The sequence below is a fragment of the Sediminibacterium roseum genome, from assembly GCF_009939005.1.
Lineage (GTDB): Bacteria > Bacteroidota > Bacteroidia > Chitinophagales > Chitinophagaceae > Sediminibacterium > Sediminibacterium roseum.
Genome location: NZ_JAACJS010000002.1, coordinates 217,686 through 233,341, shown reverse-complemented (window position 1 = coordinate 233,341; position 15,656 = coordinate 217,686). Strand labels below are relative to the sequence as shown.

Annotated in this window: 15 protein-coding genes; 6 read left to right on the top strand and 9 right to left on the bottom strand. The window is 48.8% G+C overall.

Translation table 11 applies throughout. From position 1 onward, the window contains the following. The first annotated feature begins 17 nt into the window (after window positions 1-17). Both GWC95_RS00965 and GWC95_RS00960 read left to right on the top strand, forming a co-directional pair. A complete protein-coding gene (locus tag GWC95_RS00965; protein ID WP_161816796.1) occupies window positions 18-1,298 on the top strand; it encodes a M16 family metallopeptidase in 1,281 nt (426 codons plus the stop codon). Window positions 1,299-1,377: 79 nt separating this feature from the next. Continuing rightward, a complete protein-coding gene (locus GWC95_RS00960; RefSeq protein WP_161816795.1) occupies window positions 1,378-2,259 on the top strand; it encodes a flavin reductase family protein in 882 nt (293 codons plus the stop codon). 43 nt (window positions 2,260-2,302) lie between these two features. On the opposite strand, the gene GWC95_RS00955 is transcribed toward GWC95_RS00960, so the two are convergent. Further along, entirely contained in the window at window positions 2,303-3,001 is a 699-nt protein-coding gene (locus tag GWC95_RS00955) for an SDR family oxidoreductase (RefSeq protein ID WP_161816794.1), read from the bottom strand. A gap of 128 nt (window positions 3,002-3,129) precedes the next feature. On the opposite strand from GWC95_RS00955, the gene GWC95_RS00950 reads away from it, so the two are divergent. Further along, a complete protein-coding gene (locus tag GWC95_RS00950; protein ID WP_161816793.1) occupies window positions 3,130-3,825 on the top strand; it encodes a YjjG family noncanonical pyrimidine nucleotidase in 696 nt (231 codons plus the stop codon). Between the two features lie 138 nt (window positions 3,826-3,963). Here the strand turns inward: GWC95_RS00950 and GWC95_RS00945 are convergent, their stop codons facing one another. The 5 genes from GWC95_RS00945 to GWC95_RS00925 form a co-directional block, all read right to left on the bottom strand. Continuing rightward, window positions 3,964-4,161, bottom strand: coding sequence for a hypothetical protein (locus GWC95_RS00945; protein WP_161816792.1), 198 nt, complete (start codon window positions 4,159-4,161; stop codon window positions 3,964-3,966). Between the two features lie 75 nt (window positions 4,162-4,236). Then, a complete protein-coding gene (locus tag GWC95_RS00940; RefSeq protein ID WP_161816791.1) occupies window positions 4,237-4,893 on the bottom strand; it encodes a phosphatidylserine decarboxylase family protein in 657 nt (218 codons plus the stop codon). A 71-nt stretch (window positions 4,894-4,964) separates the two neighbouring features. Beyond that, the gene (locus GWC95_RS00935; protein WP_161816790.1) at window positions 4,965-5,864 is read right to left on the bottom strand and encodes a phosphatidate cytidylyltransferase; all 900 of its coding nucleotides are present in this window, start codon (window positions 5,862-5,864) and stop codon (window positions 4,965-4,967) included. Window positions 5,865-5,996: 132 nt separating this feature from the next. Continuing rightward, window positions 5,997-6,206: a putative signal transducing protein gene (locus GWC95_RS00930; RefSeq protein WP_161816789.1), complete on the bottom strand. Its 210-nt coding sequence runs from the start codon at window positions 6,204-6,206 to the stop codon at window positions 5,997-5,999. A gap of 1 nt (window position 6,207) precedes the next feature. Continuing rightward, window positions 6,208-7,143: a CPBP family intramembrane glutamic endopeptidase gene (locus tag GWC95_RS00925; protein WP_161816788.1), complete on the bottom strand. Its 936-nt coding sequence runs from the start codon at window positions 7,141-7,143 to the stop codon at window positions 6,208-6,210. A gap of 103 nt (window positions 7,144-7,246) precedes the next feature. Between GWC95_RS00925 and dusB the strand changes: the two genes are divergently transcribed. After that, window positions 7,247-8,284 (top strand): tRNA dihydrouridine synthase DusB, encoded by a 1,038-nt coding sequence (gene dusB, locus GWC95_RS00920; RefSeq protein ID WP_161816787.1) that lies wholly within the window; start codon window positions 7,247-7,249, stop codon window positions 8,282-8,284. A 9-nt stretch (window positions 8,285-8,293) separates the two neighbouring features. On the opposite strand, the gene GWC95_RS00915 is transcribed toward dusB, so the two are convergent. Continuing rightward, the gene (locus GWC95_RS00915) at window positions 8,294-8,947 is read right to left on the bottom strand and encodes a glutathione peroxidase (RefSeq protein ID WP_237722021.1); all 654 of its coding nucleotides are present in this window, start codon (window positions 8,945-8,947) and stop codon (window positions 8,294-8,296) included. Next, window positions 8,944-10,323, bottom strand: coding sequence for an aldehyde dehydrogenase (locus GWC95_RS00910; RefSeq protein WP_161816786.1), 1,380 nt, complete (start codon window positions 10,321-10,323; stop codon window positions 8,944-8,946). The genes GWC95_RS00915 and GWC95_RS00910 overlap by 4 nt, the downstream gene beginning before the upstream one ends. A gap of 409 nt (window positions 10,324-10,732) precedes the next feature. Here GWC95_RS00910 and GWC95_RS00905 point away from each other — a divergent pair, with 409 nt between their 5' ends. Next, entirely contained in the window at window positions 10,733-11,191 is a 459-nt protein-coding gene (locus GWC95_RS00905) for a hypothetical protein (protein ID WP_161816785.1), read from the top strand. A gap of 215 nt (window positions 11,192-11,406) precedes the next feature. Then, window positions 11,407-12,921, top strand: a complete 1,515-nt coding sequence (locus tag GWC95_RS00900) for a Gfo/Idh/MocA family protein (protein WP_161816784.1) — start codon at window positions 11,407-11,409, stop codon at window positions 12,919-12,921. Window positions 12,922-13,022: 101 nt separating this feature from the next. Here the strand turns inward: GWC95_RS00900 and GWC95_RS00895 are convergent, their stop codons facing one another. After that, window positions 13,023-15,584 (bottom strand): multicopper oxidase domain-containing protein, encoded by a 2,562-nt coding sequence (locus GWC95_RS00895; RefSeq protein ID WP_237722020.1) that lies wholly within the window; start codon window positions 15,582-15,584, stop codon window positions 13,023-13,025. Window positions 15,585-15,656: the final 72 nt, after the last annotated feature.

The window sequence follows — 15,656 nt, the reverse complement described above, 5'->3', positions numbered from 1 at the left end:
GTTTAATACCCACAAACATGCCAGACAGAAAAACGGCTCCCGATATTATTGATGCAGTGAACATGAACCTGCAGTTAAAACCCTACGAACACTTCACACTCGACAACAACGTACCCGTGTACAGCATCGATGCCGGCGCGCAGGAAGTGTTGCTGGTTGAATGGGTTTTTTATGCAGGCAACTGGTATGAAGAAAAAAACATTGTTGCGGCAACAACCAACTTTTTACTAAAGAACGGAACAAAACAGAAAAAGGCATTTGCCATCAACGAGCACTTCGAATTTTATGGGGCATACCTGAACAGGAGCTGTTACAACGAAACGGCCATCATCACTTTGCATTGCCTCAGCAAGCACCTGGCCGAATTGCTGCCGGTTGTTGCAGAGCTGATCACAGAAAGCATTTTCCCGGAAGACGAGATAGCCATTTACAAACAGAACCAGAAGCAAAGGCTTGAAGTGAACCTTAAGAAATGCGATTTTATTGCCAACCGCCTGATCGATGAGTACGTGTATGGTTTTCATCATCCTTATGGAAAATACACATCCACCCTCGACTACGAGAACATAAACCGTGAAGAACTCGTTGCCTTCTACCGTAAATTTTATACCGAAGGCAAATGTATGATGTTTGTTGCGGGCAAACCGCCGGCAGACCTTGCAGCGCAGTTGAACCGGTCGTTCGGAACGCTGCCGCTGAATAAAGCCGTTCTTCCGCAGGTGCAATACAATACCGAACCTTCAGAAAAAAAGAAATACAACATCATCAACGACGCCGATGGCGTGCAGGGTGCCATACGCATTGCGCGTCCTTTTCCCAACAGGAAGCATCCAGATTTCTCAAAGGCGCAGGTGTTGAATAATATTTACGGCGGTTTTTTTGGTTCGAGACTGATGAGCAACATACGCGAGGAGAAGGGATATACTTACGGCATACACAGTTACATGCAAAACCACATCCACGAAAGTGCATGGCTCATCAGCACCGAAGCCGGGCGCGATGTATGCGAAGCAACGATTGAAGAGGTTTACAAGGAAATGGAAATATTGCGCAACGAACCGGTAGAAGCGGAGGAACTGGACCTGGTGCGCAACTATATGATCGGATCACTGCTCGCAGACCTCGACGGCCCCTTCCACATAATTGCGCGGTGGAAAAATTATATTCTCAATGGCCTGACGGAAGAATATTTTTACAACAGCATCCGAACCGTTCAATCCATAACCGCAGAGGAGATACAGGAACTCGCAAAGAAATACCTGAACCCGGAAGAATTTTACGAATTGGTGGTAGTGTAGCGTTCAGGTGCGGACAATTACAAAACAGCAGGATCAACAAAAAAGCGCCTGGCCCGGCGCAAGGCTCAAAGCTAAAAACATGTTCATCGATCTTCAAAAAATAACCACGGTAGAAAAACAACAATGGCTGCAGCACGCAATTGCACCAAGGCCGATCTGTTTTGCAAGTACGATCGGGAACGATGGCCTGGTAAACCTGAGCCCGTTCAGTTTTTTCAACCTGTTCAGCTCAAACCCACCCGTTGTTATTTTCTCTCCATGCAGGAGGGTGCGCGACAATACCACCAAGCATACCCTCGAAAATGTGATGGAAATACCAGAATGCGTGATCAATATTGTTGATTATGATATGGTGCAGCAAACCAGTTTGTCGAGCTGCGAATTTCCAAAAGGTGTGGATGAGTTCACCAAATCCGGTTTCACGAAGGAAGCTGCTTCCATTGTAAAGCCGCCGATGGTGAAAGAAGCAAAGATCAAACTCGAATGCAGGGTCAACGAAATAAAAAGCCTTGGCAACGAAGGCGGCGCCGGGCAGCTCGTGATCGCCGAAGTGTTGTGCATGCATGTTGCCGACAGCATTCTTGGCAGCGATGGAAAAATTGACCAGCTGAAAATGCAACACGTTGCGAGGCTCGGTGGTGATTGGTATTGCAAGGTGGATGCGAACAATCTCTTTCAAGTGGAAAAACCAAATACGAAACTCGGCATTGGAGTTGACGCATTACCACAGGGCATCCGCAACAGCGCTGTTTTAACGGGCAATCATTTGGGCATGTTGGGAAATGTACACGATATGCCCGTGATCGATCCTTCGTTCAGCGATGACCGGCTGAAAAACATCGTGCAGTATTATGCTGTTAGTCCGGCAGAGATGGAAAAAGAACTGCACCTGTATGCATCGGAGTTATTGAAAGAGGGGCGGGTACAGGATGCGTGGCAAATCCTGCTGGCAGGGGAATAGCGCAATGCGATAAGAATGGTTGTGATGATCTCAATCTTAATGCTTACAAATCACCCAGCAACGGTCTTAAAACAATATCTTCCACCACCGCCTGTGGTGATAATTGCGAAGAAGCATAGATCATTTTTGCAACATCCTCAGCTTTCATAATTCTTGCGGGATCAACATCTGCGCCGTCCCAGCTAGCGCTCATGGTTGCGCCGGGACAAACCGCTGTAACTTTGATGCCATGGGGTTTCAACTCTTCGCGAAGGTTTTTGCTGAAGCCGAGCAGGGCAAATTTGCTGATGCTGTAACTCCCGCCGTTATCGTATGCATTCAGCGATGCAATGGAACACATGTTGAAAATATGCCCGCGCCTGGCAGCCATCATTGCAGGAAGAAAAGCACGCGTGAGGTGATAGGCGCTGTACAGGTTTACCTCGATCATTTGTTCGAGCGTTTTGTCTTTTTCATTGTACAGGCTGCCGGGTAGAAACTGCCCGGCGTTGTTCACCACGATATCGGGAACGCCAAACCTGAGGCACCATTCACCGAATTCGATGGCCGAAGATTTTTTGGCCATATCAACGGGCTTTGCTTTTATTTCGCATCCCGGAAACTGTGTTTGCAGTAAGGCAACCGTATCATACAGCTCCTTTTCGTTGCGGCTGCAAAGGAAAAGCGTGTTGCCCGCTGCCGCAAACTGTTCAGCAATGGCCCTGCCAATTCCCTTTGATGCCCCGGTGATAACAACGTTCATAAGATCTGTTTGAAACAAAATTAAGCAATAGAAACTACAAGGTATGATGTAAGAGCGCTGGTCCGGAATTCATTTTTCGTATTTGATCCCGTACTTCGCACTTGCTCCTACTTTATGTAATTTGCAGCATGAAGTACCGCCACCTGTTTTTTGATCTCGATCACACGCTCTGGGATTTTGAAACCAACGCCCGCCACACACTCGCCGATCTGCATACCAGCAATGAACTCCACGCCAAAGGCGTTCCTGATTTTGATCTTTTTTTCCAGCGATACAGTTACCACAACGAGCGGCTATGGGACCGTTATACCAAGGGTTTCATCAAACAGGAAGAGCTGCGCTGGAAAAGGATGTGGCTCGCGCTGCTCGATTTCAAAATCGCCGATGAGCCGCTTGCGCGGAGCCTGGCACAACAGTTCCTGGAGCAGCTGCCGGGCAAGAACAGCCTGTTCCCGTACACCGTAGAAATTCTTACCTACCTGAAAAACAAAGGATACATCATGCACCTCATCACCAATGGTTTTGAAAAGGTGCAGCAACACAAGATCCAGTTTTCAAACCTGCAGCATTTTTTTGTTGAGGTGATCACTTCTGAAACGAGCAACAGCCTGAAGCCCAACAAAGAGATCTTCGATTATGCGCTGAACAAATGCGGCACCCAGGCAAAAGAAAGCATCATGATCGGCGACAACCAGGATGCAGATATACAGGGCGGCATCAACGCGGGCATGGATACGATCTTCGTGAACCACCTCAAAGTTACCCCGCACGTAAAAGCCACGTATGTGGTTCATCATTTGAAGGAGCTGGAGGAGATTTTGTGAAATGGTGAACCGTGATGGCGGCCTTGATTACAGGGAGAGGGTATGCAGGAATCTATGGCTGTGATCATTAAGGCTCGGGCCGATCAAAAAAAATCCCCCGCACAAGTGCAGGGGATCGTTTATTTTCTTCAGAAAGCCTTATGCTTTTTTCGCAGAAAGTTTAACAGCCGTCTTTGTTTCTTTGGCTGCTGTTTTCACTTCTTTCTTTTCAGCTTTTTCTGTTTTCTTACATTCTTTTTTGCATTCTTTGTCGCAATCTTTCTTTTTATCGCCGCTTGCGAAAGAAGATGCGGTTACGAGCAGGGCTGCTGTTGCGAGTACAAGGACTTTTTTCATACGTATGTTGTTTTAAAGGTTGTACCTAAAGTATGACTAATACAGCGTTGCCTTTTGTTAAAATGTGATGAGCGGCTACCAGCTTGCGAGCACCGTTACGCCGCCCTGCACCACCTGGTTCAGCTGCACATCTATTTTAGCGGTGAGGGGCAAAAGCACATCAACACGGCTGCCGAATTTGATGAAACCGTATTCATCGCCCTGTTTTACGGTTTGCCCAACCTTGGTGTAGTTGCAGATGCGTTTGGCGAGCGCCCCGGCAATTTGTTTGAAAAGCACCTCACCATGGGCATTCCTTGTTACCACGCTCCATCTTTCGTTTTCAGTGGATGATTTAGGATGCCAGGCAACCAGGTATTTTCCTTTGTGGTATTGGTTGTAAACGACTTCCCCCGATACCGGGTTGCGGTTCACGTGCACATTGGCCGGGCTCATGAAGATGCTTACCTGTATGCGCCTGTCTTTGAAATATTCAACATCGGTGATCTCTTCTATCACAACCACTTTCCCGTCGGCCGGACAAATGATCTTGTTGTCATCGAACGTATGCGTGCGGGCCGGGATTCGGAAGAAAGAGATGATGAACAGGAAAAGGAAAAGCGTTACCGCGAACAATACCATTGCCAGCCATGGCAACGATGCGCTCAAAAAAGTAAATGATGCAAGATTGAAGATCCCGAAGACCAACGCGGTAATAGCGATCGTTTTATATCCTTCTCTGTGAATAGTCATTGGAAATGATTGAACTGCAAATGTAAGACAGTTTCGGGTTTGGTGTTTGCGCTTGGGGGTTGTTATTACGCTCAATAACAGAAATAGAACAGCACCCACAAAACCGTGGTTGCCACAAGCAGGGAATCGAACCTGTCGAGAAATCCTCCGTGGCCGGGCATGATGTGGCCGCTGTCTTTAACGCCCGCGAGGCGTTTCAGTTTACTTTCGAACAGGTCGCCCAGCGTGCCAAAAATGGCAGCGGTGAGGGAGATGATCAGCATCGTTTTCATAACGGGCCCGGGATATGGAAACAGGTAAGTGCCGATCCATGTAACGGCAACCACCGCCAAAACGGCTCCGCCGATGGTTCCTTCCCATGTTTTTTTGGGCGAAATGGAAGAGAGCGGCGTTTTTCCAATAAAAGATCCCACAACATAGGCCATCGTATCGTTTATCCAGATAGAGGCGATGAGCAATACGGGGATGGTCCATGGATAATATTCCATTGCGGCGCCCATTTCAATACCCGCTTCTATGCCGGGCAAAAAACTGCCGTACAATTTCATCATCAATCCCCAACTCACCGAAATGTAAACAAGGCCAAGTACAGAATGCGCCCATAATTTAGGGTTGATCTTTTTGGCCAACAGCAATTCACTCAAAATAAAAGCGATCAGGCCCACCCAGAACAAAGACCAGCCGATGACCGACAGCCTTGTTTGCCCGAAGCTGAATCGTTGGTCGGTCAGCCAAAGCATCAATCCCCAACCAAGTATAATCACGCCGTATTTATGTCCGATGCCGATCTGCTGGTAATCCTTATCGATCAGCCCCACCAGTTTTTGATATTCGATCCAGCATCCGAAATGAATCACGGAAAACAAGGCAAGAAAGCTCCAGTGGTTGTACAGCAGTCCCGCCAGCATTACGGCAACAAACACAATGGCCGTTAGTGCGCGGGTTTTAAAGGTGGCGATGTTGAAGGGCATGGGTTCGTTGGAATTTGAGCTTACAGCCGCGAGCCGCAAGCTACGAGCCTTGGATTATTTGATACCAATATTAAAACAAAAAGGTCTCTAAAGTACAAAATGAAAAAAGTACACGTGCCGGCGTTGAAAAGGCTAATTCAGCAATGTATCTGCGATGAGCTGTTTCGCGGTTTCCGCCAGGTGACCGGGAACATAGATCTCAATATATCCGAAATTATGGTAACTGCTGTCTTGTTTGTTCATCACCTGTACCGGTATCTGGTTGTCTTCGAGCATACCTTGTATAATGCTCGCTTCTGCGGGACGGGCCGTGGTGTGTATGTTTTGCCAGGAGTTGATCATTTCAGGAAACAATGTTTTCGGGCGATGAGTGAACATGCTGTGCGTGTCTTACCAATACGCGACCGCTCTCTTTTTTAAAAAAGCGGAACACCAGGAAGATCAACGGCAATGCAATGAGCCCGAACCAAAGCGGAACGGTCTCCTCGTTTTCAGCAATGGGTTTGCCTTGCCTCGCCAGCACATAGAGCGTGGTCACCACCAATGCATTGTTTGCAAAATGAATGAGTATGCTGAGCCAGATGTTCTTACTGTAATAAAAAGTAAACCCAAGTATCATTCCCAATGCCATCCTTGGCAGGAAACCGAAATAAGAAAAATGTATTGCGCTGAACAGGATGCTTGTGATGGTTATACCGAACCATTTGTTTTGCGTCCACCCAACCATCACCTGCTGCAGCCCTCCGCGGAACAGCACCTCTTCGAACAGGGCGGGGAAAAAAGCGAGCACGAGCAGTCCGAGTAAATAATCACCGAAGGTTTTCATCGTTGCCATCGACATCATGCTTGCCCTGTAATCCGATTCGAGCTTATTGGCCCAAACCCGCCAGTCGCCCGGAATAGGAATGCGCTGGTTGAGCTGTGCAAGCGCATCGCCCAAAAAAATACTCATCATCAGGAGCACCAGGGCCACAACCACCTGTTTCAGGTTAAGCGCGGTAGTAAACCCCAATTGTGAAAAAGGCCTACGGCTGAGCACTTTGGCAAGAAAGAAAGCGGGCAACCCGAAAACGATAAAAGAGGTAACCGTATTGAGCAAACGCGAAAGGTTGGCATTTTCCGGAAGCAGGATGGCTTTACCGAAGTCGGCCACCTTAACATGCATCACAGCGCTGCCTGCAACGCCGATGAGCAGACCGCAGATCACCATAAAAACTCCGATCAGGCCCAATAAAAGCGCGAGTTGCGACGGATAATTGATAACAGGCTTTTGGTTCATCGTGAAAATAAGATTGTAAATTTGCGGTTTATTGTAAACACTACAACTGTTTTGGGATAAAAGGCGACCCCTATGGATGCCCCTTTACCCCTTCGCCCGCAATATGGTTAAAATAGATCAGATAACGCTTCCCGATTTCCCGTTATTACTCGCGCCGATGGAGGATGTGAGCGACCCGCCATTCAGGGCGGTGTGTAAAGACAACGGCGCCGATCTTATGTATACCGAGTTCATCAGCAGCGAGGGACTGATCCGCGATGCGATCAAAAGCCGCCAGAAGCTCGACATATTCGACTACGAGCGCCCCGTGGGCATTCAGATCTTTGGCGGCGATGAGGAAGCGCTGGCGCTGAGCGCCCGGATCGTTGAGGCGGTAAACCCCGACCTGCTGGATATCAACTTCGGATGCCCCGTTAAAAAAGTGGCCATGAAAGGCGCCGGCGCGGGGGTTTTGAAAGATGTGGACCTGATGGTTCGCCTCACCGCCGCGGTTGTAAAAAGCACCACCCTGCCCGTTACCGTAAAAACAAGATTGGGCTGGGACGATAACAGCAAGAATATTGAAGAAGTGGCGGAGCGCCTGCAAGATTGCGGCATCAAGGCCCTTGCCATTCATGGCCGCACGCGCGCGCAGATGTACAAGGGTGAGGCCGACTGGACCCTGATCGCAAAAGTGAAAAACAATCCCCGCATCCATATACCTGTTTTTGGAAATGGAGATATTGATAGTCCGCAGAAAGCCGCCGATTACAAGAACCGTTATGGTGTAGATGGCATCATGATCGGCCGTGCCGCCATTGGCTATCCATGGATCTTCCGCGAGATCAGGCACTACCTCAACACGGGCGAGCTCCTGGCGCCGCCAACGCTGGAAGAACGGGTGGAAGTGGCGCGCAAGCACCTGCGCAAATCGCTCGAATGGAAGGGCCCGATCGCAGGCATCAACGAAATGCGCAGGCATTATGCAAATTACCTGAAGGGTTTGCCCAACATCAAGGAGTACCGCAATCGGCTGGTAACCCTGAAAACAATGGAAGAAGTGGAAGAAGTGCTGGATGAGGTAAAGGAAAAGTACAATGGGTTTGTGATTGAGCGAACGGCGATAGAGCTGATCAATTACCACGAGAAATGCCCCGTATAAAAGCCGGTTCTATTTTTGAAGCAGGCCGGTGATCCTGGCATCAAGCGGCGAAACCGACTGGTCAAAAAATCCCAGCAAAACCCCTTCTTCGTTCACCACGTATTTGCAAAAGTTCCAGACGGGCGCCTGGTTGCACCAGCCGTTTTTTTCCTTGTGCGATAACCAATCGAACACCGCATTTTGCTCCGCGGTTTTAACAACATGCGTTTTCTGCATCAGGGGAAAACTGACACCGAAATTTATTTTGCAGAATTGTGCGATAGAGGCATCGTCTGCCTTCTCCTGTTGCTTGAAATCATTGGCAGGAAACCCGATGACCACAAGGTCTTTGAATTGCCGGTGCAATTGCTCGAGTTCATCGTATTGCCCTGTGTAACCACAATCGCTCGCGGTATTTACAAGCAATATTTTTTTTCCTGAAAAACGATGGAGGTCGATCACCGTTCCATCATTGGCCACCGCAGTCAGCCCATAAAAAGGAACATACGGCCTGCTGTTTCCCGGGTTCAGCAGCGAAGCCGTTTTGCCGGGAAACCATTTCGATTTCAACATCAGCAACGGGTATACTGTTTTCAGGAACGACTGTCGCCAGGTCATGTCTTTTCGTTTGATGAGTGTTAGGCAAACAAGGATAACAACGGAACCGATCAAAAGTTTTTTCATCGGATCAGCCATTTAAACAACCGCAACCGCCCTTTCAACGGTGGGTATTTGATGAACGGGTCGAACCAGGTTGGCGTTTTCATAACGGCCTTTGTATGGCAGAAAGCATCAAATGAATGTTTCCCGTGATACGCACCTGTTCCGCTGAAACCCCGCCCGCCAAAGGGAAGCGAAGGGTTGGTAAGGTGCCAGCTGGCGTTGTTTACGCAGGCGCCGCCAGACGGTACGGCACCCAGCCAGTAGTGCTCTTTGTCAACATCCCCGGTAAAAACATAGAAAGCAAGCGGGTTCGGGTTCTGGTTGATGATCGCGAGCGCTTCTTCGTTGGTTTCGTAGCCGATCACCGGCAATACAGGGCCAAAGATCTCCTCTTTCATAACCGCGGCACCAGGCGGAACATCAACCAGCAAAGTGGGTTCTATGAAAAGCCGTGATGCATCGTGCCGCCCGCCATACAATATTCTTCCGGCCGATAAGTATTGTACTACCCGGTCGAATTGTTTTTGGTTGATGAGTTTCCCGTAGTGTTCGCTGTCTTCCGGTTTGTCGCCGAAAAATTTCAGGATCTTTTCTGTGAGCGCCGCGAGCAAGGCTTCTTTCTTCGATGCGTGTACCAGAACATAATCGGGAGCAACGCACATTTGCCCGGCGTTCGAAAACTTTGTCATAACGATCCGCTTCGCGGCAATATTGATGTTTGCGTCGCTTTCAACCACGCAGGGGCTTTTCCCTCCGAGCTCCAGTGTAACGGGCACCAGCTTTTCGGCTGCCATTTTATAAATGATGCGGCCAACCGCGGTGCTGCCTGTGTAAAAAACATGGTCGAAACGAAAATGGTCCATCATTTCCGGGATCACAACCGAACCATCGCCGGGAACAAACAACACGTAATTTTTCTCAAAGGCCGATTCGATTATTTTCTGCATTACCAGTGATGTGGCAGGCGCAAATTCACTTGGTTTCACCACCACGCAGTTGCCGGCGGCTATCGCGCCCAGCAGCGGGGTGAACAGCAATTGAAAAGGATAATTCCACGGGCCGATCACCAATGTTACGCCCAGCGGTTCACGCACCAGGCGGCTACTGGAGGGAAGATTGAGCAGGTTGGTAGGTACCGCTTCGGGTTCCATCCACCTGCGCAGGTTGGCGGCAACGTGGTTCAGTTCCGCAAGAAAAAAACCGTTCTCCGTAACCCAGCATTCCTCCTTGCTTTTTTTGAGGTCTTTGTACAATGCCGCGTAGATCTCTTCCTCGTGCGCAACCACCGCGGCCTTCAGTTTCATCAACTGTTCTTTCCTGAATGCATACGGCCTGGTAACACCACTTTCAAAATACCGGCGCAGCAAAGCAAGTTGGGTTTGAATTTCAGTTGGCATGAAACAGCTTTGGGTGTAAGATAATCAATTTGGAAGAGGGGGCGTGCAGGGGCGCGTGAGCAATGGGTATTGAGCAGAAGGCCGCCCTTTCCTCAAAAAAGGGTGTTTTAACTGTTGTTTCAAAACCCAACATGCAGTACTCTCGCAGAACAAAAGTTTGTCCTATTTTATTATAAACGCGGTTGAATTTAGAGATGATCCCTGGGTCGTGGTTGACCTGGGGATTTTTTTGCGGTATTGTGGTCCCGTTTCCTGGGCTTACGATTTACGGACACGGATATTTTTTTGGGATGAAGCAACGATTGGTGCCCGTGGGGCGTCATAAGGACGAACAATCACATGAATATGTATTTGCATGTGTTTGTATTTAAATACCTTTGTTGTCTGAACCGGTGAACCAATATCCTTTATGATTTTTCGAAAACTGCTCGTTTTGTTTTTAGTTGGTTTGGCTTTTACTTCATGTTTGACGCCCCGTTATACTACCCATTGGATCGTGAACAACGATAGTGATAAAGAGGTTTCTCTTAAAATGAATATCGGGAGACAAGAGTCACGGAACAGCCGGACAAGAACCTTTAAGATCAGGCCAGGATTGCAGGAGGTCGGCGCAGAATCTTTTTCGAAAGGGGTTTATTCCCTGGTTGCGGCTTCCGGCGAGGTTTCGAAAACCAGTCGCCTGTATGTGACTTCAGATGTTTGGGTGATCATCAATTATACAGAGATGGATTCGGCTCAATTGCTACACAAATACGGAATTATTGACATGGAAATGTTACAAAAAAAAGACGGTAAATACACCGGTGTATCTATTTCCACCGAAATGCGCAAGCCTCCGGTGCTCTATTCCCTGAAGTTGCGCAATTAAGCCGCATGCTTATATTATTTCAGGCCCGTTGTACTACGGGCTTTTTTTGTGATCCGTATGGCCTGATGATTTATAAATTGTTATTCGAATTTGCCATAAATGATTTGCTTAATCGATTAAGCGCATTATTTTTTTGATTTCCTAACATCCGAAGCATTATTTCAATAAATTCATGTCTCTATTTTTCTTCCTCCTAACAACCAACGATTGACAGCATGAAAAAGAAACAGGAAAACAAGATCCAGGGTTCGGATGCATCGCATGAGCAGGTGAACCAGGCACAGGATTCAAGGCGTTCGTTTATCCGCAATACGGCATTGGCCGCTGCGGGATTTTACATTGTTCCGCGCCATGTTCTGGGCCGCGGTTTTACGGCACCGAGTGATAAATTGCGCATTGCGGGTGTGGGCGCCGGCGGTAAAGGCGAAAGCGACCTTTGGAACTTTTACGGCAGCGGCAAAGCCGATATCGTTTCGATCTGCGATGTGGACCTGCGCCAGATCAAAAAAAGCCAGGACCGTTACCCGAAAGCAAAACTGTACCGCGATTACCGCGAGATGCTCGATAAAGAACACAAGAACATCGATGCCGTGTCTGTTTCCATTCCCGACCACATGCACGGTGTAGTGGGTATGGCCGCCATGCAGCTCAACAAACACGTATACATCCAGAAACCACTTACACACGATATCTACGAGGCGCGTATGCTCACGAAAGCGGCGCACAACTATAAGGTAGTTACACAGATGGGCAACCAGGGTGCGTCGGGCGATGGCGTTCGCCAGTTGCAGGAATGGTACAATGCCGGCAAGATCGGCGATGTGCACACCATCACCTGCTTTACCAACCGCCCGGTATGGCCGCAAGGCATTCCATGGAGCAGCAACAAGCCACCGGTTCCGGCCGAACTCGATTGGAACCTGTGGCTGGGTACCGCACCTTACAAAGATTATGTAGAGAAACTGGTTCCGTTTAACTGGCGCGGCTGGTGGGATTATGGTACCGGCGCACTGGGCGATATGGCCTGCCACATCATGGCGCCTGCCTTCGCGGTACTCGATCTCGGTTATCCTGTTTCTGCAGAATGCAGCATGGCACGCCCTTATGTTGAGAACTGGACACCGGGCAACTATCCGGAATCAGGACCGATCGCTTCGTCCATCACACTTACATTCAAAGGAAAAAATGGCAAGCCAGATGTAAAACTTACCTGGATGGATGGCGGTATCCTGCCTGCACGCCCCGAAGAACTCGGGCCAACCGAACTGCTTGGCGACGGTGGCGACGGCGGTGCGATCTTCGAAGGAACAAAAGGCAAAATGATGTGCGGCACTTATGGTAAAATGCCTACACTCCTGCCAACAGCATTAACAGCACAGGCGGATGTTAAAAAAACCATCCCGCGTGTGCCGGGTGCAGAAACGGGCCACTACCACCAGTGGGTAGAAGCTGCTATCGCAGGATATGGAAGCGAGCAGGCGAAAAACCTCAGCTCTAATTTCGATATCGCCGGGCCACTCACAGAGAGCGTGCTCATGGGCAACCTCGCCATACGCAGTTACAACATCGCTAAAACAGAAAAAACAAAAGAAGGAAAAGACAGGACCGTATACCCCGGCCGCGGCATCAAACTGCTTTGGGATGGGCCAAGCATGCGGATCACGAATTTCGAAGATGCAAACCAGTATGTGAAAAGAACGTACAGGGAAGGCTGGACATTGGGCGTATAAAAACAACAACACCTTGTTCTCACAAGGCTCAATAAAAAAAATGCGGTTCAACCATGAACCGCATTTTTATTTTGAGCTGTTGAATGGTTTATACAACAACACTAATAATTCAGCGCAAGCCCAACGCCAAAACCCATGTCGCTATCGTAATGCGTTCTCACACCTATGTTCCTGTTAACAACATAGCGCAGGTCAACCATATACTCACGGTCGGTATTGACCATAAATCCGCCGCGCAATCTTTTTGAAACAGGAATGTCTTCACGCATCAACGATAAACGGACAATACCGTCGTGGTAAACTTCTGCCTGGAAATTTACCAGCATGGGAAGCGTATACATAACACCCAGGCTAACGGCGCTTCGGTTGTCTTTGTTGTTGGTTTGTCCAAAGAGATTTTTTTCATGTTCGTCAATGCCCATTTTGCGGTAGCGCCAGTCGAAGCCAACGAACGGCATCAGCCATTGCATCTTTCCTATGTATCGCCCGAGATGGGTTTCTACTTCGTACCCATGCATGTTGTTGTATCCCAACCGCCACTCCGTTCCAAGATTGAAGCGTGTGTTCATCAGCATCAATTCCCCATCGTTCCCATTGGTGGCAAAATCGTTTTGCGCCATTACATGAGCCATATTGCTTTCGCGTTGCAGCATGCGGTAGGCCCGTGCTTTATCGGGCAGGTTGGGATTCTGGTAATCGCCAACAGCCAATACCCGGTTCATGCCAGACATCATATGGTAAAGAATATGACAATGGAAAAACCAATCGCCTTCCGTATCAGCGAGAAATTCTATCGTATCGGTTTCCATCGGCATAATATCAATGATGTTCTTCAACGGCGCTCTTTCTCCCTGGCCATTCAGCAACCGAAAATCGAAACCGTGCAGGTGCATCGGGTGCCGCATCATAGAGTTATTGAAAAGCGTGATGCGCAGTATTTCGCCCTTCTTAACCGGTATTTTGTCTGTTTCGTCCAGCACGCGGTTGTCCATGCTCCATACATACCGGTTCATGTTGCCGGTTAATGTGAACCGAAGTTCTTTTACAGGCGCATGAGCGGGAAGTGTTGTCTTTTGTGGCGCCACAAGCATGGCATAATTCAATGTAACGATGTCTGCTAGCGCGTTGGGGTTGTACCGGTTGGCACCGGCCTCCATGTCGTGTTTCATGTTGCCCATACCTGTTTTGGTATCACTGCCCTTTTCTTTCTTTTTGCGTTTGTCTTGTTCTTCTCCGGTGATCTCGGGATACATGACCACGTTCATGTCCATCTGGTTCCAGCTCATGTTCATGCCCATATCATCGAGATCGCCGTTCATCTTCATCATATCGTTCATCATTTTCATCCCTTTGAAATATTTCAGCCTTGGCATCGCACCGATGAACTGGCGCGCACCACTGCCCACAAACATGCTCGCGGAATTTGTCCGGTCCTCGGTTGTTGCCATAAACTCAAACGCTTTTGCATGATCGGGCACCGTTACCACGATATCGTAGGTTTCGGATACAGCAATGATCAGCCGGTCTACCTCAACGGGTTCCACATCCACGCCGTCGCTCGCCACCACGATCATTTTACCGCCGCCATACCTCAGCCAGAAATAAGAGGAGGCGCCGCCGTTTGAAACACGTAACCGCACTTTATCGCCTGCCACCAGTTCCCTGCCGTCAACCGTTTTCAGATCCAGCGTGGGTTTACCATTGAGCAGTATCCTGTCGTAATACACATCGCTCACATCCATCGCTGTCATCCGTTTCCATTCGTTGGTGAGTTTTGTTTTGAATGCCCCGCTCCTGATCGCCTCAGCATAACTCTGCGTGGCGCCTTTTTGAATGGCGAACCAGTCTGTTGCACTGTGCAACATCCGGTTAACATTATCGGGGTTCAGGTCGGTCCATTCACTGATGATGACCGGAACGGTGGGAAGGTTGTCAATTCCTTTGCGGAACGTTTTATCTCCCGTTCTTTTGTGCATGATAAAACTGCCATACATGCCGATCTGTTCCTGCAACCCCGAGTGGGAATGATACCAATGTGTTCCGTTCTGTATAATGGGGAAGCGGTAAGTGTACGTAGTTCCCGGATCAATGGGTTGCTGGGTAAGATAGGGAACGCCATCTTCTTTGTTGGGCAGGAACACGCCGTGCCAGTGAAGCGAGGTGCTTTCCTTCAGCTGGTTGTGTACAATGATCTCGGCCGTATCCCCTTCTGTAAATTCGAGGGTGGGCATCGGGATCTGCCCGTTCACCGCGATCGCTCTCTTGCTTTTTTTACCAAAGTGCACAAGTGTATCGGTAACATAGAGTTCATACCTGACCGTATGTGGGCGCGCGCTTTGTTTAACGGGGTATTCTTTGGTTGATGCGAGTTTTGCTTTTGCGCTTTTGTGTGCCTCGCTTAATTCGCTCCCGTTATTCATGTCTTCCATGTCTTTGTGATCCTGCTTTTCTTCCGGCTTGTTTTTACCGGGGCGTTGTGTAACGGGAACAAGCGGCATACCGCATTTGGGGCATTTGCCCGGTTTGGTTTCCCGTATTTCGGGATGCATGGGGCAGGTGTATGTTTCCTGCTTGTGCGCCCCTGAACCCGCTGTATTACTGTGCTGGCTTACACCAGCCAATGCGAGGCCGAGAAAAAATATTAATATACCTGGGTATTTCATTGTGAGCCTGTTTTAGAGATCGGGGTTGATCATTATTTACTTGGTTCTGCTATTTTTTACCTGCGTACTTGC